The following is a 24,866-nucleotide window of genomic DNA, read 5'->3' as shown; positions in this document are numbered from 1 at the left end:
GGGATCTCGGAGTACCCCCTGAGGGGTACGGGAAGATCCGCCCTGGGGGTGGCGACGCCCGGGCGGCAGCCGACTACCTTGGCCTGGTGCTGGCGAAACTCAACCCGATCCGGCTGGACGTGCTGCTCGCGGCGGTGCTCACCTCGTTGACCGTCATCACCGCGGTGAGCCACACCGGCGGGCGCATCAGCCTGCCGGCGTACGTGCTGGCGGCGCTCACCGTCGCGCCGATCGCCCTGCGCCAGCTCGCGCCCGTGGCCACGGTGGCGGTCGTTTTGGGCGCGTTGACGGCGTACAGCTTGTTCGGGTACGGCGGCCTGCCCAGCTCGGGCATCGGCGCGCTGGTCGGCATGTTCACCGTGGCCACCCTGCGGCCCCGGCCCGTGGCCGCGGTCGTGTTCCTGGTGACGACGGCGGTGGTGGTGATCGCGTACGTGCCGGTCGCCGTGGTCGCGTGGTCGGAGGTCGCGCAGTCGGTGCTGGTCGTGGTGGGCGCCTGGATGCTGGGCGAGGGCACGAGGCGCTGGTCCGAGCGCGCCGAGCGGCTGGCCGAGCAGGCGGCGCGGGCCGTGGCGGACGAACGGGTGCGCATCGCGCGGGAGCTGCACGACGTCGTCGCGCACCACATGTCGGTGATCTCCCTGCAGGCCGGCGTGGCGCGGTACGTGCTGGACACCGACCTGTCGACCGCGCGCGACGCGATCACGACCGTCGGCGAGACCAGCCGTGAGGCGTTGACCGAGCTGCGCCGGCTGCTCGACGTGCTGCGGGTCGACCAGGACGACGACTACCGCCCGCAACCCGGCCTGGCGGCGCTCGACGAGCTGGTGGAACGCGCGCGGGGCGCGGGGCTGCCGGTGGACGTGGTGGTCACCGGTGCGCCGCGCGAGCTCCAGCCGGGGCCGGACCTGTGCGCGTACCGGGTGGCGCAGGAGTCGCTGACCAACGTGCTCAAGCACGCCGGGCCGGCACGGGCGCGGATCGACGTCGAGTACGGCGAGCAGACGCTCGTGCTGAAGGTGACCGACAACGGCCGGGCGGCCCGGACCGGCGGCGTCTCGGCCGCGGACCACGCGTCGCGCGACGACCACCCGTCGCACGGGATCCGCGGCATGCGGGAACGCGCCGAGCTGTACGGGGGCGTGCTCACCGCGGGTCCGACGGACGACGGCGGGTTCGGCGTGGTCCTGCGCCTGCCGATGCACGAGGTGGCGGCCCGGTGACGATCCGCGTGCTCATCGCCGACGACCAGGCGCTCATCCGCGCGGGCCTGGTCGCCCTGTTCACGGCCGCGCCGGGGTTCGAGGTGGTCGGCGAGGCCGCTGACGGCGAGCAGGCCGTGGCCGCCGCCGCGCGGACCTCGCCCGACGTGATCCTGATGGACATCCGGATGCCGGTGCTGGACGGCATCGCCGCCACCCGCCGCATCCTCGCCGACCACCGTGCGGCCGGACAGCGCGAGACCGACCAGCACCCCGCCGACCAGCACGACGCCGATGAGGAGGCCGACCAGCACGACGCCGACCAGCACGTCGCCGATGACGAGGCCGACCGGGACGAGGCCGACCGGGACGAGGCCGGACACCGCGAAGGCGCGCCGCGGGTGATCGTGCTGACCACGTTCGACCTGCCCGAGTACGTCTACACCGCGTTGGGCGAGGGCGCCTCCGGGTTCCTGGTCAAGGACACCCCGCCGGAGCGGATCATCTCCGCGGTCCGCACCATCGCGGCGGGCGACATCCTGGTCGCGCCGCACATCACCCACCGGCTGATCGAGACCTACGCCCAGCACCACCGGGCCACCGCCATCGGCGCCCCGCAGCTGGCGGCGCTGACCGCGCGGGAGACCGAGGTGCTGCGCCTGGTCGGCAATGGGCTGACCAACGGGCAGATCGCCCAGCGGCTCGTGCTCAGCGAAGCCACGGTGAAGACGCACGTCAAGCGGATGATGGGCAAGCTCGGCCTGTCCAGCCGGGCGCAGGCGGTGGTGGTCGCCTACGAGAGCGGCCTCATCGTGCCGACCGCGGCGAACCGGGACCGGACGAGGTGACGGCGGATCACGCGCCGGCCAGCCGCTCCAGCAGCGGTACAGCCCGTTCGGGCTCCGGCAGCGCCAGGATCTCCGCCCGCACCCGTTCGGCCGCCCGCCGGTAACCCGGATCCGCCAACACCTCGGCCACCGCGTCCCGCACGTCACCGGGGGTGGCGCCGACCGGGTCCAACTCCTTGCCCACGCCGAGCCGCACGCACTGCTCGGCGTTCTGCGGCTGGTCGGCGCCGAGGGGCAGCAGCACCATGGGCAGGCCGTGCGCGAGCGCGCCGACGACGCTGCCCGAGCCGCCGTGCGAGACCACCACGTCGCAGTGCGGCAAGACCTCGGCCTGCGGCAGGAAGCGGGAGATCCGCACACCCGGCCGCTGCTCGCCGAACTCGGCCGGGTCGACGTGCGTGCCGACCGTGGCCACCACCTCGACCGGCAGCTCGCCCAGCCCGGCCAGCACCCGGCTGAACAGATCACCGGACTCGGTGTTGAACACCGTGCCGAGGGTGAAGTACACGGTCGGCGTGTCGGCCCGGCCGAGCGGACCGACCGGCGGCCGGATCGGGAAAGCCGTATCCGGCAGCGGGAACGCCGGGTCGCGCAGGCTCGGCGGGAACGGCGAGAGCAGCAGGTGCCGGTGCCGCATGGCCAGGTCGGGGTCGGGCGGCAGGCCGTGCGCGGCGCGCAGCTCGGCGAGCGGCTCGCCGATCACCTCCGGCCGCACGAACGAACCCGACGCGATGACCTGCGCGTTCGCGTAGGGCAGGCCGAGCTTCTCGGCGGCGAGCACGCTGCCGAAGTCGACCTCCTCGCACACCACAACGTCCGGCCGCCACCGGGTGAACAGGTCGAGGTAGAGCGGCAGCCTCAGCCCGGCGCCCTCCCGCACGAAGCCCTCGCGCAGCTCGTAGTCGTCCCGGTCCCGGTCGGGCGCCGCCAGCGGCAGGCGTTCCCGGACCTCGTCGCTACCGCCACCCACGGCGAACGCGGTGAACCCGGCCGCCTCGATCGCGCCCCGCCGGGCCGAACCGGCCGCGAACGCGACGGTGTGGCCGGCGGCAACCACCGCTGAGGCGAGCGGGACCAGCGGCTGGAAGTGGCCCAACCCGCCGGCGAACGTGAACAGCACGCGCATCGGGCCACCCTAGATCGCACCGCCGGGCCTCCGCGATCCAATACCGGATGCCCACTCAGCGTCGGACGGAGGTGATCGGCCCAGTCCGTTCAGGGCGAGTTGGTCGATTCCCGGCCGCCCTCCGGCGACCCTTCGGTACGGTCCCATGACCCTACGTGGAGGTGGACGCGTGCCCGAAGGGACGCTCGACAGCGGTCTGGTCGACCGGCTGTCCGTGACCGTTGACCGGCTCGGCTGGGAGCACGTCGAGCCCGCTCCGATCACACCGAGCCCGGAGGCGAACCAGCCGCCCGGCTGGTACGAGCCGCCGGTGCCCGCGGGGATGCAGCAGCGGGTGCCCGGCGCCGCCATCGGCTGCGGCCTGCTCGTCCTCGTCCCCAGCCTGATGCTGCTGCTGTTCGTGCTGTCCACCGGACCGGAAGCGGTGCCCGGCGCCCTGGTCCTGTGCGGCATCGGCCTGGTGATCCTGGTCGTGCCGATCGTCTCGACGCGGATGAGCGCGGCCAAGGTCCGCCGCGAGTACCGCACGTACCGGGAGAACCTCTGGCACGACTACCAGCGCGCCACGTCCCACTGGCAGGACCGGGTCAACGCGCACAACGCCGCCGAGCTCATGCGGTGGGTGTCGACCAAGCGCTGGTACCCGCTGGTGCTGCGGGGCAGGCCGAGCCGGATCGACGTGTTCGGCGGCACCGAGGACGGCTGGGCGAGCCTGCTCGCCACGTTCGGCGCGGCGCTGCTCGAGCAGGGCAACGGCGTGTTCGTGCTCGACTTCACCGAACAGCAGGTCGCGGGCGGTCTGGCGGCCGTGTCGACGGCGCAGGACCTGCCCGTGACCGGCTTGGAGCTGCCCGAGCGGTTCGCCGACCTCGACCTGGTCGAGGGCCTGGGCAGCGAGGAGCTGGCCGAGCTGCTGGCCGAGGCCGTGTCGACCATGCGGCCCGCGGGCAACGGCCCCGACCTGCGCGCGCTCGACGCCGAGCTGTTCGTCGCGGTGCTCGACCGGCTGGTCGAACCGGCCACGTTCGCCAGGCTCGCGGCCGGTCTCAAGGTGCTGCGCCGCATCTACGACGGGGGACCGGGCGGGCCGCTGACCGCCGCCGAGGTCGGGCAGCTGAACGCGGCCGTCGACGTGGTCGTGCACACCGACCAGACCCGCCAGGAACTGCAGTTCCTGTCCAGCGTCCTCGACCTGGTCGTGCGCGGTGACGTGACGCCCGCCGGTGGCGCGTCGCTCCAGTCGTACTGGCCGCGACGCGGTGTCGCGGTGATCGAGACGACCAGCTCGCACCGCCGCCGCAAGGACCTGATCGACCGGCTGCTGTTCCACCGCGTGCTGCACGACCTGCGCAACACGCCGCGCGGCCGCGGTTCGGGGGTGCTGGTGATCGCGGGCGCGGACGAGGTCGGGGTGTCGGCGTTGCGCGAGCTGGCCCGCCAGGCCGAGCGCACCGGCGTGATGCTGGTGCTGATGATGCACCGGCTGGACGAGGACCTCCAGCAGCTGCTCGGCTCGGCCGACAGCGTGTCCGTGGTGATGCGGCTGGGCAACGGCAAGGAGGCCGCCGTCGCCGCGGAGTACATCGGCCGCGAGCACAAGTTCACCCTCAGCCAGCTCACCTACCAGTTCGGCAAGACGATCACCGAGGGTCGTGCGGTGAGCCTCGGCGGGTCCGACAGCGTGGCCCGCACGACCGGCCACAGCTCGTCCAGCTCCAGCGGCTTCTCCGGCGAAGGCGGGGGGACGTCGTCCTACAGCAGCGGATTCAACTCGTCGGTCACCCGGACCCGCACGTCGACGTGGCAGAACACGGAGAGCTACGCCGAGGCCGACTCGACCACCGACGGCCGCACGGAGAGCCGGGTCTACGAGTTCTCGGTGGAACCCACGTCGATCCAGGCGCTACCGGTCACCTCGTTCATCATGGTGGAGTCGGCCCAGTCCGGGCGGCGCGCGGTGCTCGGAGACTGCAACCCCGGCATCGTGCTGCTGGACAAGGTCTCGCAGCACCCGCGGCTCGGCTGACCGCCGTGCGTCCACTCGACGGGGTGAACTTCCACCGGGTGCTGGCCGTGCCCGGCGGCATGGACCCGGACCCGCGTCCGGCTCAGCTGTTCGCCGCGCTGACCGCCGCCCACGTGGAACTGGCCGGCTCCGGCGCGGACCGCCCGGTGCTGGCGACGGCGTGGCTGCGGCGCCCGCGTTCGGAACGGGTGCACGTGCTGGTCGGCGGCCGGCCGCGGTTCCCGCCCGCGGGCGACGACGCGCTGCTCTACCCGCCGGGCAGCGTGGGCGAACCCGTGCCCGGCGACGAGGTCGAGGAGCTGTTCGGCGAGTTCGGGGCGTGGCTGCGGTGCACCGGGCAGGCGGACTCGCTGTGGTTGCCCGGCGACGAGGGCAACGGCATCCCCCAGCGCCGCGGCGGCTTCGACGACTACGTGGTGTTCATGGGTCAGCCGTTCGCCTGGGTCGTGGTGGCCGAGCCCGTGCCCTCCGACGCGGTCGAGTTCGAGCTGCTGTCGATCGCCAACGAGGTGCCGCGCCTGCGGCAGCGCGAGAACTCGCAGTCCGACCGGGTGGCGCTGGAACGCGCCGAGGGCCGTTACCGGGAGCTGTCGCGGGCGCGGGTGAGCGGCATGTGGAACGTGCACGTGTTCGTCGGCGCCGACACCGAGTCGAACGCGCGTCGCGCGGCTGCGTTGCTGTGCAGTTCCGGTGACCTGGACGAGTTGCCGTACGCGTTGCGACCCGGTGCGGACGTCGGTTCGCTGGACGAGGTCGACGCCGCACCGGTGCGCGCGGTCGACGGCGCGTCCTCGCCGTTCTCGGGCAGTTCCGAGCTGCTGTCGATCCTGGCCCGGCCGCCGGTGCGCGAGGTGCCCGGCGTGCGGCTGGTGGAGCGGGCCGAGTTCGACCTGACCTCCGAGGTGGCGGGGTCGATCCCGCTGGGTTCGGTGCTCGACACCGCCGGCCGACCGGTCGGTGAGCTCAGCGTCGGCGCCGGCACGGTGAACCGGCACGTGTTCGTCGCGGGCGCGACCGGTTCGGGCAAGTCGCAGACGGTCCGGCACCTGCTGGAAGGCCTGCACCGGGCCGGGGTGCCGTGGCTGGTGATCGAGCCGGCCAAGGCCGAGTACGCGCGGATGGCCGGTCGGCTGTGGCCCGACGGCGAGGTGGCCGTGATCCGGCCGGGCGATCCCGGCGCTGTGCCGCTGGGGCTCAACCCGCTCGAACCCGAGCCGGGGTTCCCCCTCCAGACGCACGTCGACCTGGTGCGCGAGCTGTTCCTGGCCGCGTTCCAGGCGGAGGAGCCGTTCCCGCAGGTGCTCGCGCAGGCGTTGACCCGCTCCTACGAGGAGTACGGCTGGAACCTGACGTTGAGCAGCAGCCGGTTCCCGCGGGCCGCGCCCCGGTACCCGACGCTGCGCGACCTGCAGAACTCTGCGCGCCGGGTCGTGGACGAGATCGGGTACGGCAAGGAGATCAGCGCCAACGTCCGGGGGTTCGTGGACGTGCGGCTCGGGTCGTTGCGGCTGGGCACGCCCGGTCGGTTCTTCGAGGGTGGGCTGCCGCTGGACGTGGCGGACCTGTTGCGGCGCAACGTGGTGCTGGAGATCGAGGACGTCGGCAACGACCAGGACAAGGCGTTCTTCATCGGCGCGGTGCTGATCCGGCTGGTCGAGCACCTGCGGATGCGGCGGGTGCCCGGTCCGGTGCGGCTGCGGCACGTGACGGTGGTGGAGGAGGCGCACCGGCTGCTGAAGAACGTGCTGCCGGGCAGTCCCGCGTCGCACGCGGTGGAGATGTTCGCCGCGCTGCTGGCGGAGATCCGCGCCTACGGCGAGGGTGTCGTGATCGCCGAGCAGATCCCGGCCAAGATCATCCCGGACGTGCTGAAGAACACCGCGCTCAAGATCGTGCACCGGTTGCCCGCCGCGGACGACCGGGAGGCGGTGGGCGCGACGATGAACCTGGACGAGGTGCAGTCGCGGCACGTGGTGTCGCTGCCGCCCGGCCGTGCGGCCGTGTTCGCCGACGGGATGGACCGCCCGGTGCTGCTCGGTATCCCGCTCGGTGAGGACCGCGAGTCCGTCGACGTGCCGCTGGGGACGGTGCGGGGTGTCGGGATGCACACGGTGGCGTGCCGGCCGGAGTGCCGTGCGACGCCGTGCACGTTGCGGGAGATCAGCGAGGCCTGGCAGGTGGCGCAGCAGCCGGAGCTGACCACCTGGGTGGAACTCCTGGTGCTGTCGCACGTGATCGGCTACCCGTCGCCCATGCCGGTCGGTGGCTGGTTGGCCCGCCTCGACGGCGACCTGCCGCAGTTGGAGCGCGCGGTCGGGTTGCTGGCGCAGCGGGCGGTCGACGTGCGGTACCGGGACCTGGTGCCGTTCTACGACCCCGACCACTTGGCCGCGCACGTGGCCGTTCGGGCGAGGGAGCGGTTGGCCGGCGGCGGCACGGGGTGTGGGGTGGAGGTCGAGTGGCAGGCCGGTCCGTACCGGTGGCACGACGTGCTGGTCGCCCTGCATCGCACCAAGACCGCCGAGGCGCACCCGGACACGGCGTCGTGGGCCGAGCGGGGCCTGGTGCTCGCGGGTCGGACGCGGGACGAGCAGTACGCCGAACTCCTGCGCCGCAGCAACGCCGAACGTGACCTGGAACGGGTCTTCATCGGCCGTGACCGTCCGGACGCGTTGACTGCGGCAACCAGGGAGTACTCGGGCCTGGAGGATCCGGTGCAGGCCCTGCGGGCGGTGCTGCCCCTGTTCGAGCCGTTCCCCGGCAACTGGCCGATCCGGTTCCGCGGCAAGCCGACATGAGTGGCGACAGCCCGGAGACCACCGACACCACCCCGCCGGAACCGCCGGCGGAGCCACCTGCCAGTGCCGGCGAGGCCATGGTCGAGTCCGCGGCGGAGGAGTCTTCAGCGACGGAAACGACCTCGGGCGCGGGTGACGCGATGACCTCCTCGGCGGATGCCGGGGTAGAGGAGGGCTCACCCGAATCACCGGACCCCGGTGCCGACGCCGGTGCCGGTTCGGCGATGGTCGAGGCAGAGGAAGCCACGACCCCTGTGGAGTCGGAAGCGTCCACAGAGGACGAGAGCCCGACCGTCGAAGCCGACGACGACCGCCAACCACCGCCTCCGGAAGCCGAACCGACAACACCACCTCCTGTGTCCGAGGCCGCAGATCCGGTCGCCGAGGACCTCGCCACCGAGAACCCGCCGGTTGTCAACGAGGACGCGGCCGACCCGCCAGAAGCCGACACTCCGCCTGAAGCCGAGGACGACGCACAGACCACAGCGGCCACGGAGACCGAGACGGAGGACGTCGCTCAGCAGCAGGAGGACGTCCAGCAGCAGGAGACTGACGCCCAGCAGGAGGCCGACGCCCAGCAGCAGGAAACTGACGCCCAGCAGCAAGAGGAGGACATTCAGCAGCAGGAGGATGCTGAGGCGCAGCAGATGCAGGAGGAGGACGCGCAGCAGCAGGAAGACGCTGAAGCGCAGCAGAAACAGGAAGAAGACGCCCAGCAGCAGGAGGCTGACGCCCAGCAGGAAGCGGACGCCAAAGCCGAAGCGGACGCCAAAGCCGAAGCGGAAGCCAAGGCGGAGGCGGACGCGCAAGAGCAGGCGGACGCACAAGAACAGGCGATAGCCGAGGAAGCGCAGGCGCAAGACGAAGCACAGGCCGCAGAGGAAGCCGCGTCGGCGGCGCAGTCGCAGGCCGAGATCGAGAGCGAGACCCATGCCGAGGTGCCGCCGGCGTCGGCGGACGAGGACGTGGTCGGCGAGGACGCCGGCGTTCCGGGCGAGTTCCCGGTCGCGACATCCGTCGACACCGAGGACTCGCTTGAGGTGCCCCCTGCCGAGGACGACGCCACCGCCGAGGGTTCAGAACAACAGCCCAATGAGCGCGACAAGCCGTACGACGAGGCAGTCGACGTCGACCCCGAGTCCAAATCGCTGGGCACCCTGCCCGAGGAACGGCTGACGCGAGACTCCGAGACTGATCTGATCAGCCACGTTGACGACAAGCCGGTCAATGACTGGATGAGCGACCTCGCTCAACGTCGTGGCGACGAGTTCATGGCCGCCAAGTACGACCCGGACCACCCGAACGACGTACCCGGCTCCGCCACCGGGAACTGCGTCTCCTGGACGCTGGACCAGCGAACCGGCGAGGTGTTCGAAACGACCAACGGTCGCCGGGGCACCGAGTTGCAGGACGATGAGACCCACCCGGCTTTGATCGAGCAGCGGGAGAGCGTGCGCGGGGAGTACCCGGTCTACCAAGACGGTGTTCAGCAGTTCAACGATGACGGCTCTCCGGCGACCCGTGAATTCCCGTCGGGCGACCTGCCGTTGCGGCACGCGGAAGTGAAGGGCGTCAACGAGGCCCTGTTCGCCCGTGAGGAACGATTGCGCGCCGACGGAGAACTGGGCACCGACGAACACCTCCCCATCAGCGTGCTCGACGAATTCCGGGTCGACGTCATGATGACCAAAGACCCGGCGGAAGACGGTTTGTCCAGCGCTCCGCTCTGCGGCAATTGCGATGCGCTATTGGTCGGCGTCCAATCCGGCAGTGGTAGGTTCGAAGGCGATCGGCATCTACCCGACAACAAGCCGCTTCCCCCGGAGTGACACATGCGCGTCGACGAGTCGGAAATCGACTGGCAGGATTCAGGAGACCGGGCCTACCGCCAAGGAAAGCCGTACACCGGTGAGGTGGTCGAGAAGAAGCGGGACGGTCGCATCACCTCGGTCACGTCATACCTGGACGGTGTCGAGCACGGTCAAGGGCAGTCCTGGCACGCCAATGGCCGGTTGTCGGCCGAGTGGCACGTCGATCACGGCAAGCCGGTCGGCTTGTACCGCACCTGGTACGCCGACGGCACCCCGGCCGAAGAACGCCACTTCTCCGACGACGGCAAGTTGCTCCTCCACCGGAAATGGGACGAACAGGGCGTCGTGGTGAAGGACAAGTCCTACGGCCGCGCCTGACCTCGCCCGACGCCCTCAGGCGCGTTGACCGGTCGGCTATGCCGTGCCGAGGTCGGACTTGCATGGCCGGGATGCCGTGCGCCGAACGGCGGACAAACGCGGGCGTTCGTCCGCCGACGGCCGTGTTGACCTAGCATCCCGGAGGTGGACAAGACTCAGGTCGGATGTTGGTCGGTGATCGCGCTGGTGGTGGCGCAAACGCTTGCCACGCTGTTGTCGGGTGAACCCGTCGAATTGCAGATCGTCGGCGTGGCCTTCAACGCCGCCGCGGCGTTCTCCACCTACCTGGTGCTGCGACGCCCCGACCGCAACCGGTGGCCGCTGGTGGCTTGGACGGCGGGCTTCTTCGGCTGGCACGTCACCGGCATGTTGACCCTGGCCGGTGTGGTGACGACCGGGTTGGACGCGGTGTTCACCGTGGGCAGCGACCCGCGGCTCTCGATCCTCTACCAAGTCGTCCTGACGACCGTGGCGGCCTTCGCGGTGCACCTGCTGCTGCCCAGGCCGAACCGGCGGCCCGAGTAGCGACTGCGGTCAGGCGTCGCGCAGCCGGAGCAGCAGGCCGCCCGCGAGCAGCGCTCCCACAGCCCACAGGCCGAGCACGCCCAGTCCTGCCCACGGGCTGATCGGCAGGCTGTCGACGTCCTTGGTGGCCTGGATCGCCAGGCCCGCAGTCATCGGGCTGATCCGCTGCAAGCGCTTGAACCAGTCGGGATCGGACACCACGGCGGCGACGATCGGGAACAGGTACAGCAGCCCGAGCATGATGCCGATGGCCGCCGCCGCGTCACGCACCGCGGTGGCCACTCCCAGGCTCAGCAGCCCCACCAGCACCAGGTACAGCACCGAGCCGACGGCCGCACGGACCACCGACCCGTCGGCCAGGGACAGCACCGCGTGACCGTTTGCCTCGGTGAAACCGTTGCCCGGCAGGATCAGCCGCCCGGCCAGCACCGACACGAGCACCGCCACTGCTCCCGCGACGAGCACCAGCGCACCGACCACGGTTGCCTTGGCGATCAGCACCGCGGACCGGCGCGGCACCGCCGCGAACGTCACCCGGATCATCCCGGTGCTGTACTCGCCGCCGACCGCCAGCACGGCCAGCACGACGACCACGGCCTGCCCGAACGCGATCCCGGTCAGGCTGATCTTCGCCGGGTCCTGCCCACAGCCCAGGCCCGAGCAGCCGACCGACGTGGACGCGACCACGCCCAGCGCCACGGTCAGCAGCACCACGGCGGCCAGCAGCCACGCCGTTCCCGCCACGGTGCGCAGCTTCGTCCACTCCACGCGCAACACCTCGGTCACGCGTCCCTCCACCGCAGCACGAAGACCGCCACGCCGAGCGCGACCGCCGTGTAGCCGCACAGCACCGCGAAACCGCCGAGCGGGCTGAGGGGGAAGTAGCCGTCCGCGGGCGTGTAGCTCGCGGCGACCTGCGCGTACTCCGGCAGGCTCTGCTGCACGGCGAACGCGGCGGCCGGTGTGATCCGCAGCAGCCAATCCGACGGTCCGACCGGCAGCACACCCGCGATCGCCAGGACGTACGGCAGCACGATCGCCACGACCACGGCGGCCACCGCACCCGCGCTGCGCCGCAGCACCGTGCCGACGGCCAGGCTGAACACCGCCGCCACCGCGAGCAACGCCGCCGTGCCGACGATGACCCGCAGCTCGGTCGCGGTCGGCACCGGGAACAGGAAGAACCCCTTGTCCAGCTCCACCGCCCGGACCAGCGGCGCCGCGACCAGTGCGGCGGCCAGCGCGGTGATGAACGTGACCACCCCGATCACCACCGACTTCGCCGCCAGCACCCGGCCACGCCGCGGGCTCGCGGTCAGGCTGGTGCGGATCAAACCGCGCCGGTACTCCGAGGTCATGAAGGTCGCCGCGACCACGATGATCGCGATCAGCCCGGCGAACGCGCCCACCAGCCGGCGCTCGATCGTCCTGCCCAGCCCACCGCGACCGGCCACGATCGGTGCGATGTTGCCCGACCCGCTCACCGTGACGCCGTCGGCGGTCTCCTCGATGTCGACACCCGGTGCCGCTCCCGGCCCGCCCAGGGCGCCGATGGTTTCGGCGGTCCACTCCCGGGCGGGCCACGAACCCTGGAGGTCGATCCGGTCGAACTCGGCCGTCGCCCGCGTCGGGTAACTGTTGCCGGTGGTGCTGACGAACGACTGGCTGATCACCTCGTACTGGGGTGAGGTGGCGAACAGCCCGGCCCGCACGGTCGAGGGCAGCCCGGGCAGGGTGACCGCGCCGACGAGGTGCCAGTTCACCCCGTCGGGCGATTCGTGGCCGGTGATCGTGTCACCCGACCGGGTAAGACGGAGCCAACTCGGCATCGCGTGCAGCGTGCCGGCGACGTCGCCGGTGAAGTTGTGCTGAAGCCGAACGCCGTGGCCGCCGGTCAGCGTCAACGCGGCGTAGGGCGACCCGGGGGTGGTGCTCTGCTTGATGATGATGCCGCCCTTGCGCCACGGCTGGATGTCCTCCACCGGCTCCTCGCCGTCCGGAATGGACACGTCGGTCAGCGACCGCACGCGGGCGGTGATGCTGCCGTCACCGGTGAACGCCTGGTGCGCGAACGAGAAGTTGTCGATCACCGGCTCGCCACCCGGGCCGAGCGTCGGCGTGCGGCCGGCGCACGGCTTGCCTTCAGGGCCGCTGCACGAGAAGTTGCTCGCCGCCGCGGCGAACAACCCCATCAGCACGATCACCAACCCCGCCGCCACCAAGCCGAACACCCAGCCGCGCACTGTGCGCAGCTTCGTCCACTCGGCGCGCAGCGCCTGCCCGAATCCGTTCCGCCCGAATCCGTTCCGGTCGGATCGGTTCCGGTCGGATCCGTCCTGCCCGAACTCATCCTGACCGGACCTGTCCCGCCCGAGCCCGTCTGTCCCGGATCTGTACCGCTGACTTCCATCCTGCTCGGAGCTGTCATGCCCGGACTCGTCTTGCCCGGACCTGTTCCGCTGATGTCCGTCCTGTCCGGAGCCGTCCTGCTCGGAGCCGTCCTGATCGGCGCGTTCCCGCGACTGGTAGGTCATCCTGCCGCCTCCTCGGTCGAGGTCGCGTGGAACTCGACCGCGTCCCTGGTCAGCTCCATGTAGGCCTCTTCGAGGGACGCGCGGTGTGCGGACACCTCGGAGAACGGCACCGCGTTCTCGCCCAGCAGCGCCACCACGCGTTCACCGGACAACCCGGAGACGGTGAGTGCCTCGGGCCCGGTGACGGCGACCGTCGCGCCCGCCCGCGCCAGCACCGTCACCGCCTGCGTGCGGGCGCTGGTGCGCAGGGTGACCCGTTCACCGGACGCGGCCTCGATCAGCTCCGCCACGCCGACGTCGGCGATTACCTTGCCCCGGCCGACGATCACCACGTGGTCGGCGGTGTCCTGCAACTCGCTCATCAGGTGGCTGGACACCAGCACCGCCCGACCCTCGGCGGCCAGCGACCGCAGGAAACCGCGCATCCACCGGATGCCCTCGGGGTCCATGCCGTTGACCGGCTCGTCCAGCACCAGCACCGGCGGGTCGCCGAGCAGCGCCGCGGCGATGCCCAGCCGCTGCCGCATGCCCAACGAGTAGCCGCCCGCCTTGCGCCGGACCGCCGACGTGAGCCCGACCCGCTCGGCCACCTCGTCCACCCGCCGGGCGCCCAGACCCTGCGAGTGCGCCAACCACAGCAGGTGGTTGCGGCCGGTGCGGCTCGGTTGCAACGCGGAGGCGTCCAGCAGGGAACCGACCTGCCGCAACGGGTGCCGCAGGCTCCGGTACGGCCGGCCGCCGACCAGCGCATGGCCCTCGTCGACCGAGTCCAGGCCCAGGACCACCCGCATGGTGGTGGACTTCCCGGCGCCGTTGGGGCCGACGAACCCGGTGACCTTCCCCGGTGCGACGGTGAACGTCATCCCGTCCAGCGCCACGGTCGGCCCGTACCGCTTGCGCAGCCCGGAGACTTCGATGGTTGCTTCCATGGGAGAAAGGCTAGGCAGCGGGGTGTTCGTGGTCGTCACGCCGGAGAGCCGTTTTCGGAGTGGCTGGCGTGGGGGATGACCGGCGTTGCAGTCCCTCTCGTGGGGGATGGCAACTTCACCACCTGCGAGTGACGCGCAGACCCGGGCCGGCGACCACAATGATCCACGTGAGCGGAGGAAGCGACCGGTACGGCGGCTGGACACGGCGGATCGCCGCGATCCCGCACGCCCCGGTCGTGGCCGGGGCGCTGCTGGGTTCGGCGGCGGTCACCGAGTCGGCCCTGCGCGCGGTCACCAGCGGCGTGGACGCGCAGCTGGTCCTGGTGCTCGGCCTGCTCGCCCTGGCCACCACCGGGCCGTCGGTGTTCCTGCCGCCGAGGTCGGCCGCGATCGCCGTCTCGGCCGCGGGCATGTTGTCGCTCGGGCTGTTCCACAGCCTCACCGTGGCCGGGCTGGGCGCGCAGCTGGTCGTGCTGTACCGGCTCGGCCGAGCCGGCGGGCAGGTCCTGGCCACCTGCCTGGCCGCGCCGTACCTGGTGCTCGCCCTCTGGGGTGAGGCCTCGTGGGAAGCGGGTCTGACCGTGCTGGCCGCATCGCTGGGACCGGCGGCGGCCTGGGTCGGGATGGCCCGGTGGGCACGTGGTGAGGCGCTCGTGCACCGCGCCGCCCGGCAGGCCGTGTCCGGGAGGCTGCGGGAGCACACCGCGCGCGGTGAACGGGCCCGGATCGCACGAGAGCTGCACGACGTCGTGGCGCACCACATCTCGATGATCGCCGTGCAGGCGGAGACGGCCAGGCTGACCACGCCCGGCATGCCGGCCGCCGGTGCCCAGCGGCTGTCGGAGATCGGCGACACCGCGCGCGCCGGGCTGACCGAGATGCGGCGGCTGCTGGGCGTGCTGCGGGAGGACGCGCCGGAGGAGGTCGCGCAACGGCACCCGCAGCCCGGGTTGCAGCAGCTCACCGAACTGCTAGACAACGCACGCGACACGTCCAGCGCCGGTGCGCGGCTCATCGTCTCCGGCGCACCGGCCGGGCTCGACCCGGGGGTCGAGCTGGCCGCCTACCGGATCATCCAGGAAGCCCTCACCAACGCGCGACGGCACGCGCCCGGCGCGGCGGTCGACGTGGAGCTGCACTACACCGAGGAGGCCTTGCGGTTGCGCATCAGGGACAACGGGCCCGGTCCGCCCGCCACGACACCGCCCGGCGGGCACGGGTTGACTGGTATGCGCGAACGCGCGGCGGCTGTTGGGGGTCGGTTGCGCACAGGGCCGGCGGGCGGGGGCGGGTTCGTGGTCGAGGCCTGCCTCCCGGCGAGGGCGGACGGATGAGCGCCGTCCGAATCGTGGTCGCCGACGACCACCAGGTGATCCGCACCGGGTACGCCGCGCTGCTCGACACCCAACCGGACTTCACGGTCGTCGGCACGGCTTCCGACGGCGGCGAGGCGGTGCAGATCTGCCGCGAGCTGACACCTGACGTCGTGCTCATGGACGTGCGGATGCCGGGTGTGGACGGCATCGAAGCCACCCGCCGACTCTGTGCCGCGAGCGGCAGGGGCGGGCGAAGCGGGAAAAGCGGTGACAGCGGCCCGGGTTGGCGGAACGGTGAGGGCGCGAGCGGGAGAAGCGGCGAAGGCGGGGAGGTCGAGAGAGGAAGGAGCGGCGGGGACGGCGGAAGCGGGAGGAGCGTTGAGGCCCGTGGCGGCGGGGGAGGCGGCGGCGAGCGAGGGAAGAACGGTGGCAGCGGAGAGGGCGGGAGAAGCGGCGAGAGCGGAAGCGGCAGGAGCGGGGGGAGTGATGAGGCCGGTGGCGGCGGGGGAGGAGGAGGCGGTGGCAGCGGCGAGCGAGGGAGGAGCGGTGGCAGCGGCGAGGGCGGGAGGAGTGGCGAGGGTGGTGAGAGCGGCAAGGATGGGCCGCGGATTCTCATTCTCACCACGTTCGACCTGGACGAGTACGTCTACGACGCGTTGCGCGCGGGTGCCAGTGGCTTCCTGCTCAAGGACGTGACCGCGGAGCAGCTGTTCGACGCGGTGCGGGTCATCGCGGCCGGGGAGGCGTTGTTGGCGCCGACGGTGACCCGTCGCCTGATCAGCGAGTTCACCCGCCTGCGGCCCGAGCCGGCCACGTCCGGGTCCGGCCTGTCGGCCCTCACTCCACGGGAGACGCAGGTGCTGCGGCTGATCGCGGAGGGCCTGTCGAACACGGAGGTGGCGGCCCGGCTCGTGGTCACCGAGGAGACGGTGAAGACGCACGTGAGCCGGGTGCTGAACAAGCTGGGCCTGCGCGACCGCACCCAGGCGGTGGTCGCGGCCTACGAGTCGGGACTGGTCGTGCCGCGCTCCCGCAGCTAGGCGTCAGGTGTCACCGACGACACCGACGACACCGGCAGCACGGGCAACGCGGCGGTCAGCCGCGTGCCGCGGTGGCCCGGCGCGTCGACCACGTCCAGCGCTCCGCGATGCAGCTGGGCGATGCGGCGCGCGATGGGCAGACCCAGGCCGGTGCCCCCGGTCTCCCTGGTGCGAGCGTCGTCCAGGCGGGTGAAGCGTTCGAAGACGCGCTCGCGGTGCTCGGGCGGAATCCCCGGCCCGTCGTCCACCACGTCCAGCCGCGCGAGCGGACCGACCACGGCCAAACGCACCGTGATCCGGGAGGTGGCGTGGCGTTCGGCGTTGTCCAGCAGGTTGCCCAACAACCGCGCCAGCAGGGACCGGCTGCCGCGCACCGGAACCGGCCGCTCGACGAGGTCGGTGGTCAGCACGTGGTCGGAACGGCGGCGCGCGGCCTCCGCGCGCACCAGCTCGGCCAGGTCGACCACGTTGTTCGAGGCCATCGACGCCGTGTGGTCGAGCCGCGTCAGCATCAGCAGGTCACCGGCCAGTTGCTGCAGGCGGTAGGTGTCGTGCAGGGCGCCGTCCACCACCGCTCGCCAGTCCGTCAGGTCCGGGTGGGCGTGGGCGATCTCCAGTTCGGCCCGCAGCGCGGCGATGGGGCTGCGCAGCTCGTGCGACGCGTCGGCGACGAACCGCCGGTTGTCCTCCACCGCCGCCTGCAACCGGTCCAGCGTGGTGTTCACCGTGCCGGCCAGGCGGGCGATCTCGTTGCGCGTCCCCGGCACGGGCACCCGGCGCGACAGGTCGTGCTCGGTGATGTCGGCGACCTCCCGCCGAATGGCCTCCACGGGCCGCAGCACCCGCCCAGTGGCCAACCACACCACGATCGCGAACAGCCCGGTGAGCAGCAACGCTCCGGCAACCAGACCGAGCACGTGCTGGTTGAGCGACGTCTGGGCGTCGATCAGGTCCTGCCGCCACGCGCCGAGGCTCGACACCGGCCTGCTCGGCAGGCTCACGCCGGTGTCGAGCACCTGCCGGTAGCTGATGCCGCGCGGATCGGTGAACGGCCACAGCGACAGCTCCGGGATCTGCGCCACGGAGCTGTACTCGGCCTCGTAGGTCACCACCTTGTCGCTGTCCGCGATGCCCTCCACGGCGAAGGTCCCGATCCGCTCCGACGTGATCGCGATCTCGTGCGCGCCGCCCGCGCAGCGCGCCCCCAGCGACACGGGGGCCGCGACCTGCCGCTTCTCCGGCGGCGGGAACGGGCTGGTGAGCCTGCCCGCCACGCAGATCAGGCTGATCTTCGCGGGCGAGGTGTCGAACCGCATCGCCTGGTCCCGCAGGAACACCGCGGCCACGGCGGCGATGCCGAGCAGCGGCAGGGCGATCACCACCGTCGCGACCACCGTCACGCTGACCCGCAGCGACCGCCGGCCGCTCACTCGCCGTCACCCCGCACGCAGTACCCGACACCCCGGACGGTGGTGATGCTCCGCCGCCCGAACGGGGCGTCGACCTTGCGCCGCAGGGTGGAGATGTAGACCTCGACCAGGTTCGGGTCCGGGTCCTGCGCCGAGTCCCACACCCCCTGGATGATCTCCGCCTTGGTGACCACCTGGTCGCGGTGGCGGACCAGGTACTCCAGCACCGCGAACTCCTTGGCGGTCAACGCGATCGGCACGTCACGGCGGCGGCACGACCGCAGCGCCGGGTCCAGTTCCAGGTCGCCGGCGCGCAGCACGGTCGGCCGAGCCACCCCACCCCGGCGGACCAGGGCGCGCAGCCTGGCGACCAGGACGAGGTAGGAGAACGGCTTGGTCAGGTAGTCGTCCGCGCCCGTGTCCAGCCCTTCGGCCTCGTCGAGCTCGCCGTCCTTGGCCGTGAGCATGAGGATCGGCGTCCACACCCCGGCGGCACGCAGCCGTTCGCACACGCGGTACCCGTTCAGGGACGGCAGCATTACGTCGAGCACGATGACGTCGTAGGCGTGCTCGGTGGCCCGCCACAGCCCGTCGCGGCCGTCGTGCTCGACGTCGACGGCGAACCCCTCCGCGGTGAGACCGCGGCTGAGCAGCTCGGCCAAGCGCCGGTCGTCCTCGACCACCAGTACCCGCATGCGCCAACTATGCCGTGGCGTGGACCGGCGGAGCTGAAGTCCGCTTCAGGTTCCTTCAGGTTTGCTTCAGCAGCCGTGCCCCATAGTCGTGTCAGTGGTCCGGAGGGGGTCCACGCCGGTCGCCGAAAGGCAAGGGGGGCGGCGACCGGCCGTGCCCCGGGTGTTTCCCAGCGCACCCGGGGCACGGCGGACCCACGAACGAACGGCCCCGCGAGCGGCGGACCCACGAGCGGCGGACCCGCGAGCGGCGGACCCGCGAGCGGCGAACCTGCGAATAGCGGACCCTCGTTCCGGCCCCCTACCGGTCCACCCGTTGCGGCGGGAGCTTGTCGCCCACCAGGGCCAGGTTCTGGATCGCCGCGAGCCCGTACTGGGCGGAGGCGTTGGTCGACACGAACGCCGCCTCGTCCACCGGCCGCAGCGCGTTCGGGCCCTCGACCCTGGTCGACCGCCACGGCAGCCCGGGACCGTAGCCGTCCTGGCCCGCGAAGAACTCGTCCCACGCGCGTCGGGCCAGCGCGTCGTCCCCGGTCCGCGCCGCCGCGTACGCGGTCAGCCGTGAGTGCATCTGGCGGAAACCGATGCTCCACGAGCCGCCGACCTCGGCCTGCTGCTCCTCCCTGGTCGCGCCGTACAACCGGCAGTACTGCAACCACGCCCGCTCGAACGCCGGCTGCCCGAGGAGGTCGACCAGCTCGCTGCACACCTCCGCCAACCCGAACACCGCCGACAGGTGCGACACGCTCACCTGCACCCGGTCGGTGGCGAACCGCCCCGTCTCCAGGTTGTACAACGCCTCGCCGGTGATGAAGCCGTTCTTCAGCGCACCGATGTCCTCCACCGTGCCCAGCAGCTTCTGCCGCGCGACCGGGTCGCCGCCGCGTTCCCACTCGGTCAGCCACGCCGCCGCCAGCGCGCCCCAGTCCGTGCCGAGACCCACCGCGAGCGCCTTCGGGTCGGGTGTGTAGGGCTCGGTCCGGATCTTGCGCAGCGGGTCGAGCGCGACGAACGTGCGGTCCGCGTCGACCAGCTCGCGCAGCAGGTCCCCGACCCGCTCGTCGGCGGTGAGGAAGTAGTAGAACCGCCGGTTCGCCGCCGTGCTGATCCGCAGCTGCTTCGCGCTGCACCCCCAGTGCAGCACGTTGTGCCTGGTGCCGAGGTCCTTCCACGGACCGAGGTGGTAGACGTCCACCTCACCGGTGTGCCGGGTCATCGCCTCGGCCATCCGGAACACGTCCGCCCGCCCGCTGCGCAGGTAGGCGTACCAGAGCCACAGGTCCGTGGACAGCTCCGAGTTGTCCCACGCGTAGCCGCCGACGTCGTAGCGCCACTGGTGCCGGTCGGCGTCGTAGGTGTGCATCACGTCGCCGTAGTTCCAGAACCCGTACCAGCGGCGCTGCTCGACCTGGTCGCGGTGGTAGTCGAACAGGAAGTCGAGCCGGTCCTCGATCGCGGCCCGCGCCGGGGTCGAGCGGTCCACCAACGACCAGTCGCCGAACACGCCCGCCGCCAGCAGGTGCTCCGGCGGCGCGACGATCAACGGCGGCGTCCGCACGGCCTGCACCATCGCGGCCAGGCTCGCGTCGTCCGGCGTGGCGCCGAGCGCCCACAGGGTGAGCTCGCTGGTCCGCGCCACGCCGTAGGCGGTGCCGAAGCCCGGTTCGTAGTCCTCGTAGGTGATCTGGAGGCCTTCCAACTGCTCCGGGAACGTGTCCATGCCCAGGCCGTCGTGGTAGAAGCGCAGGTCCATGGGCCGCGCTTCCGGCGACCACAGCCACACCGTCACCTCGGCCGCGTCACCCGCGGCACCGCGGACGTCGAGCTGGGTCGGGTGCAGCTGCCAGAAGTCGCGCAGCCCGAACGCGATCCCGCCGCTCGCGCCGCCGACGTAGCCGAAACCGGGCGACCGCCGTCCCGCGTCCACGTCCACCCACGTGTGGCCGGGTTTGGTGCGCTTGCGGATCGCGAACCCGTCCGCGGTGAGCTGGCTGAGGCTGTAGTCGCCCCAAGCCGGGATCAGGTGCAGCCGGCCGCTCACGCGCGTGTCCCAAGTGGACGTCGGCGGCAGCTTCCGGCCGGCCACCTGGGCGTTGCGCACCGCCGCACCGGGATCGCGCCGCAGCCCGGTGACGCCGCGCACGGCTTCGCGCAGCAACCCGCCCTCCTCGCCGCCGAACCGGACGTGCCGGTCGTACAGCTCGTCCCGCATCGGCACCTCGAACCGGATGCCCAGGCCGCGCAGGTAGTCGTCCTCCGTGCCGTCCCACACGAACGTGTGCGTCATCCGGATGCTGTCGGTGCCCGCGAAGAAGTAGAACCGCACGGTGAACGGAAGCCACTCACGCCGCTTCGACACGCCCCGGTGCACGCCGTCGACGCGCAGCACGGCCCGCACCGGACCGCTCTGCTCCACGATGACGTTGCGCACGGCGCTGACGAACTTCTCCCGCTTCGCGCCGCCGGTGTCCTCGTCCTCGTCGTGGTCCTGGCGCAGGCAGACCAGGTGCCCGCGCCGCACCACCGGTTGACCGCCGCGCACGATCCGCTCGACCAGGTCCCGGCCGCTCTTGCGCACGGTCACCTCGATCACGCCCGTGCGGACGACGACGTGCTGCGCCTTGTCCTCCACCGTGACCGCCTGCGCGGGCGCCTGTGCCGGGCCCGGTTCCAGCCGGTACCCGGCGGCGGCGGTCGGTCCGCTGATCGCGTGCGCGCTCCACTTCAGCGAGCCGTCCGGCCAGACGCCGGTGGCCCACGTCTGCACCGGCACCTGCTCGCCCGAGGACGTGACCAGCGAGAACGTCTGGTCCTTGGCGAACGCGCCGCGCGGCCACGGCACGCCCCAGGTGGTGCCCGCGTGCGTGGCGGGCGCACCGTCTTCGAGCCACGCGAGTGCGGCCTGGCGCGGTGGTTCGGCCGCCTGCGCCGCGGCCGCACCGCCCGTGCCCAGCGGGAGCGCGTAGGCCGCGGCCACCCCGCCCAGGAACGTCCGGCGGTTCACCTTCGCCATCACGGGCCCCCGATCACCTGGAGTTCGTCGATGCCGAGGAACCCGTTGGGGGTCCCCGGCGCACGGCTGGTCATGGTGAGCCGGACCCGGCTCGTGGTCACCGGGTCGAACGCGACACGGCTCGGTTGACCCGCGCCGGTGGCCCACTCGACCCGGACGTTCGACGCGGGCGCCCACGCGACGCCGTCCCAGTGCTCGACCCGGACCGAGGCGGGCAACTGGTGCGAGCCGTCCACGGTGAAGTACGACGTCACCCCGTCGACCTCCCGCGCCTGCGGCCACGCCACCGAAACCCAGTCGCTCGCGTGCGCCGACGACACGGCGGGCAGCACCTGGGTCGCCTGCTTGGCGTAGGCGTTCGACCACCGGGTGGTGAGGTCGCCGTCCACCATCGCGGCAGGCACCGTGGTCGTCCGGCCGCTGTAACTCGCGTCCACGCCCGGAGCGCTGCTCGGCACGGGCGCGGGCGGAACCGGCGACAACCCTCCCGGCCCCTTCGCACCGCGCCAGAGGGCGAGCACGGACGTGCGGCCGGACCGCAGGCCCGGTGACGTCGCCTCGATGGTGATGGGCCCGCTGCGCGCGTCCGACTGCACGATCGCCAGCACCTTGCCGTGGAACGCGGTCATGCCGTCCGCCTTGTACGGCTCCACGCTCTCCGGCCGACCGTTGTCCACGCCCACGAGCCTGCCGCCGGTGACGGAGAACGTGACCCGGTTCGCCGCGCCCGGCACGACCACGCCGCGGCGGTCGACCACGTCGGCGGTGACGTAGGTCAGCGACTTGCCGTCGGCCGTCACGACCTTGCGGTCCGGCGTCAGCTTCACCGCCGACGCCGCACCGGCCGTGCGCACGGTGTCCCGCGCGACCTCCTTGCCGTCCTTGCGCGCCACCGCCACCAGCTCACCGGGCGCGAACGGCACCGTCCACGTGAGGTGCAGCTTGCCCGCGCTGCCGTTCGGGCTGGTGTAGCTGCCCGGGAACGGGCCGGTGGTGACGTTCTTGTCGTCACCGGACGGCTCGGTCGTCTCCAGGTACTCCTTGCCGTAGGTCGTCTTCTTGCGGTCGAACGTCCGCACCCCGAGCGACCTGCCGTCGAGGAACAGCTCGACGGTGTCGACGTTCGCGTACGCCCAGACCTCGACCGGGTCGCCGACCCGGTGGTCGGTCCAGTTCATCGGCACCACGTGCACCATCGGGTCGGTGGTCCACTGACTCTTGAACAGGTAGTAGAGGTCCTTCGGGAAGCCCGCCGTGTCCATGGCGCCGAAGTGCGACGTCCGGACCGGGAAGATCCCGTCGTACGGGGTCGGCTCGCCGATGTAGTCCATGCCCGCCCAGAGGAACTGGCCGAGGAAGAACTTGCGGTCCCGGTCCTTCTTCAACCCGTACTCGCCGCTCAACGTCCAGGACGCCATGTTGTTGTCGTACGACGACACCTCGCGCTTGCCGGGCGTCTGGTTCTCGCCGGTGTTGACCAGCGACGGGTCCTGGTACGAGCCGCGGGTGGAGGTCGAGGACGACGACTCGGACTCGAAGATGAACTTGTCCGGGTACTTGGCGTGCAAAGCGTCGACCGCGCCCGCGGTGTTGTAGTTCAGGCCCAGGCCGTCGAGGGCGTTGAGGATCTGGTCCGGGCCCGAACCCGTGGCGGGCACCCGGCGGTAGGCGTCCGAGCCGAACACCACCGGACGGCTGGTGTCGATCGAGCGGATGTCGGCGGCCAGGCGCTTGGCGGTGTCCGGGCCGAACGGGACGGTCCAGAAGTCCGGGATCTCGTTGCCGACCGACCACAGCACGACGGCGGGGGAGTTCTTCGCCGCGTGCACCATTTCTTTGATGTCCGCGGTGCTGTTGGCCTCGAAGAACCGGCCGTAGTCGTAGGTGAGCTTGGGCCGGCGCCACGTGTCGAACGCCTCGACCATCATCACGATGCCGAGCTCCTCGCAGAGCTCGACCTGCTCGGGCGACGGCGGGTTGTGCGACGTGCGGAAGGCGTTGACGCCCATGCCCTTCATCAGCGCGAACTGCCGCGCGAGCGCGTCGCGGTTCACCGCGGCACCCAGCGCGCCCTGGTCGTGGTGCAGGTCGACGCCCTGGATCTTGTGGTACTCGCCGTTGACGAAGAAGCCCTCGTTCGCGTCGAACCGGACCCAGCGGAAGCCGAACCGGGTGCTGGTGGCGTCCACGCGCCTGCCCGCCACCGCGACCTCGGTCTCCAGGGTGTAGAGGTGCGGGTCCGCCATCGACCACAGGGTCGGCTCGGGCACCCGGATGTCGGCTTCGACGGTCGTCCCGCGCACCTCGGTCCGGTGATGTGCCACCACGCGACCGTCGGCGTTCTTGATGCGGTACCGCACGGTCACGTCCCGCGCGCCGCTGTCGTTGACCACGTCGGTGCGGACGTGCGCGGTGGCGTGGCCGGACCGCACCTCGCGCTCGACGTCCGGGGTGGTGACGAACGTGCCGTGCCGGGCGACGTGCACCCGTTCGGTCACGACCAGGTCGACGTGCCGGTGGATGCCGCTGCCGGAGTACCACCGGCTGCTCGGCAGCTTGTTGCGCACCTTCACCGCGACCACGTTCGGCGTGCGGCCGTCGGTGTGCGCCAACGGGGTCAGGTCGACCGCGAAACCCGTGTAGCCGTACGGGTGTGCGGCGACCAGCGCGCCGTTCAGGTAGACCTCGGAGTCCATGTAGACGCCGTCGAACTCGAGCGAGACCTTCTTGCCCGCGGTCGAGCGCGGCAGCGTGAACGTCTTGCGGTACCAGCCGAGACCGCCGGGGAAGTAGCCCGTGGCGCTGCCCGCCTCGGGCCTCATCGGCTGCTCGATCGACCAGTCGTGCGGCAGGTTCAGCGCGCGCCACGACGAGTCGTCGAAGCCCGGCTCGTCCGCCTCGGCGAACGCCGGGTCGTCGTCACCGGTGGTGTTGGCCAGGGCGAACTTCCACGACCCGTCGAAGTTCTCGCTGCGGACCGGGTGCGCCGCGGCGGCCGGCTCACCGGTCGCCGCCGGGATCGTCACCAGGCCTGATGCCACGAGGAGCGCGACGGCCGCGGCTAAGCGCACATGCCTGTGTCTGTCCACTTGGACCCCGGTTCTACGCGTTGTAATCAACAACACCGATCAGAGAACTTCGCAGAGCGACAGGACGACACAGGATGCTCCCGGCGCGAGAGGTGGGTGTCAATAGGCCGGGAAAGCGCTTTCTTCGGGC

General features: G+C 71.8%; 16 protein-coding genes and 2 pseudogenes. 10 read left to right on the top strand and 8 right to left on the bottom strand.

The annotated features are described in order from the left end of the window. Window positions 1–86 precede the first annotated feature (86 nt). On the top strand, window positions 87–1,223 hold the full coding sequence (locus AB0K14_RS09190; RefSeq protein WP_360451256.1) for a sensor histidine kinase: 1,137 nt from the start codon (window positions 87–89) through the stop codon (window positions 1,221–1,223). Beyond that, window positions 1,220–2,050: a response regulator transcription factor gene (locus AB0K14_RS09185; RefSeq protein WP_360451254.1), complete on the top strand. Its 831-nt coding sequence runs from the start codon at window positions 1,220–1,222 to the stop codon at window positions 2,048–2,050. Before AB0K14_RS09190 ends, AB0K14_RS09185 begins: the two co-directional genes overlap by 4 nt. Window positions 2,051–2,057: 7 nt before the next feature. Here the strand turns inward: AB0K14_RS09185 and AB0K14_RS09180 are convergent, their stop codons facing one another. Beyond that, window positions 2,058–3,176 carry a glycosyltransferase gene (locus tag AB0K14_RS09180; RefSeq protein WP_360451252.1) on the bottom strand — a complete coding sequence of 373 codons (1,119 nt, stop codon included), beginning with the start codon at window positions 3,174–3,176 and terminating at the stop codon, window positions 2,058–2,060. Window positions 3,177–3,345: 169 nt separating this feature from the next. On the opposite strand from AB0K14_RS09180, the gene AB0K14_RS09175 reads away from it, so the two are divergent. The 5 genes from AB0K14_RS09175 to AB0K14_RS09155 all read left to right on the top strand — a co-directional run bounded on the left by AB0K14_RS09175 (window position 3,346) and on the right by AB0K14_RS09155 (window position 10,714). Further along, window positions 3,346–5,202, top strand: coding sequence for a hypothetical protein (locus AB0K14_RS09175; RefSeq protein WP_360451249.1), 1,857 nt, complete (start codon window positions 3,346–3,348; stop codon window positions 5,200–5,202). A gap of 5 nt (window positions 5,203–5,207) precedes the next feature. Then, window positions 5,208–8,000: an ATP-binding protein gene (locus AB0K14_RS09170; protein WP_360451247.1), complete on the top strand. Its 2,793-nt coding sequence runs from the start codon at window positions 5,208–5,210 to the stop codon at window positions 7,998–8,000. Next, window positions 7,997–9,829 (top strand): hypothetical protein, encoded by a 1,833-nt coding sequence (locus tag AB0K14_RS09165; protein WP_360451245.1) that lies wholly within the window; start codon window positions 7,997–7,999, stop codon window positions 9,827–9,829. Before AB0K14_RS09170 ends, AB0K14_RS09165 begins: the two co-directional genes overlap by 4 nt. 3 nt (window positions 9,830–9,832) lie before the next feature. Continuing rightward, complete coding sequence (locus tag AB0K14_RS09160; RefSeq protein ID WP_360451242.1) at window positions 9,833–10,189, top strand: hypothetical protein; 357 nt, start codon at window positions 9,833–9,835, stop codon at window positions 10,187–10,189. 144 nt (window positions 10,190–10,333) lie between these two features. Next, complete coding sequence (locus tag AB0K14_RS09155) at window positions 10,334–10,714, top strand: hypothetical protein (RefSeq protein WP_360451240.1); 381 nt, start codon at window positions 10,334–10,336, stop codon at window positions 10,712–10,714. A gap of 9 nt (window positions 10,715–10,723) precedes the next feature. On the opposite strand, the gene AB0K14_RS09150 is transcribed toward AB0K14_RS09155, so the two are convergent. The 3 genes from AB0K14_RS09150 to AB0K14_RS09140 form a co-directional block, all read right to left on the bottom strand. Next, a complete protein-coding gene (locus tag AB0K14_RS09150; RefSeq protein WP_360451237.1) occupies window positions 10,724–11,500 on the bottom strand; it encodes an ABC transporter permease in 777 nt (258 codons plus the stop codon). Then, window positions 11,497–12,957, bottom strand: coding sequence for an ABC transporter permease subunit (locus tag AB0K14_RS09145; RefSeq protein WP_360451235.1), 1,461 nt, complete (start codon window positions 12,955–12,957; stop codon window positions 11,497–11,499). The genes AB0K14_RS09150 and AB0K14_RS09145 overlap by 4 nt, the downstream gene beginning before the upstream one ends. Before the next feature lie 287 nt (window positions 12,958–13,244). Next, the gene (locus AB0K14_RS09140; protein WP_360451232.1) at window positions 13,245–14,177 is read right to left on the bottom strand and encodes an ATP-binding cassette domain-containing protein; all 933 of its coding nucleotides are present in this window, start codon (window positions 14,175–14,177) and stop codon (window positions 13,245–13,247) included. Window positions 14,178–14,344: 167 nt separating this feature from the next. Here AB0K14_RS09140 and AB0K14_RS09135 point away from each other — a divergent pair, with 167 nt between their 5' ends. The 3 genes and pseudogenes from AB0K14_RS09135 to AB0K14_RS09125 form a co-directional block, all read left to right on the top strand. After that, a complete protein-coding gene (locus AB0K14_RS09135) occupies window positions 14,345–15,511 on the top strand; it encodes a sensor histidine kinase (RefSeq protein ID WP_360451229.1) in 1,167 nt (388 codons plus the stop codon). Next, window positions 15,508–15,714, top strand: a pseudogene (locus tag AB0K14_RS09130) (response regulator transcription factor); the annotation flags it as partial. The gene AB0K14_RS09135 and the pseudogene AB0K14_RS09130, both read left to right, overlap by 4 nt. Before the next feature lie 384 nt (window positions 15,715–16,098). Beyond that, window positions 16,099–16,533 (top strand): annotated as a pseudogene (locus AB0K14_RS09125) (response regulator transcription factor); the annotation flags it as partial. Here the strand turns inward: AB0K14_RS09125 and AB0K14_RS09120 are convergent. The 4 genes from AB0K14_RS09120 to AB0K14_RS09105 form a co-directional block, all read right to left on the bottom strand. After that, complete coding sequence (locus tag AB0K14_RS09120; protein ID WP_360451227.1) at window positions 16,530–17,963, bottom strand: HAMP domain-containing sensor histidine kinase; 1,434 nt, start codon at window positions 17,961–17,963, stop codon at window positions 16,530–16,532. The pseudogene AB0K14_RS09125 and the gene AB0K14_RS09120 sit on opposite strands and share 4 nt — an antisense overlap. Next, the gene (locus tag AB0K14_RS09115; RefSeq protein ID WP_360451224.1) at window positions 17,960–18,637 is read right to left on the bottom strand and encodes a response regulator transcription factor; all 678 of its coding nucleotides are present in this window, start codon (window positions 18,635–18,637) and stop codon (window positions 17,960–17,962) included. Before AB0K14_RS09115 ends, AB0K14_RS09120 begins: the two co-directional genes overlap by 4 nt. Before the next feature lie 298 nt (window positions 18,638–18,935). Continuing rightward, on the bottom strand, window positions 18,936–21,647 hold the full coding sequence (locus tag AB0K14_RS09110; protein ID WP_360451222.1) for a Tat pathway signal sequence domain protein: 2,712 nt from the start codon (window positions 21,645–21,647) through the stop codon (window positions 18,936–18,938). Then, a complete protein-coding gene (locus tag AB0K14_RS09105) occupies window positions 21,647–24,673 on the bottom strand; it encodes a glycoside hydrolase family 2 TIM barrel-domain containing protein (protein ID WP_360451220.1) in 3,027 nt (1,008 codons plus the stop codon). The genes AB0K14_RS09110 and AB0K14_RS09105 overlap by 1 nt, the downstream gene beginning before the upstream one ends. Window positions 24,674–24,866: the final 193 nt, after the last annotated feature.

The sequence above is a fragment of the Actinosynnema sp. NPDC050801 genome (assembly GCF_040673975.1).
Classification (GTDB): Bacteria; Actinomycetota; Actinomycetes; order Mycobacteriales; family Pseudonocardiaceae; genus Actinosynnema.
This window is presented reverse-complemented; position numbering and strand designations above follow the sequence as displayed.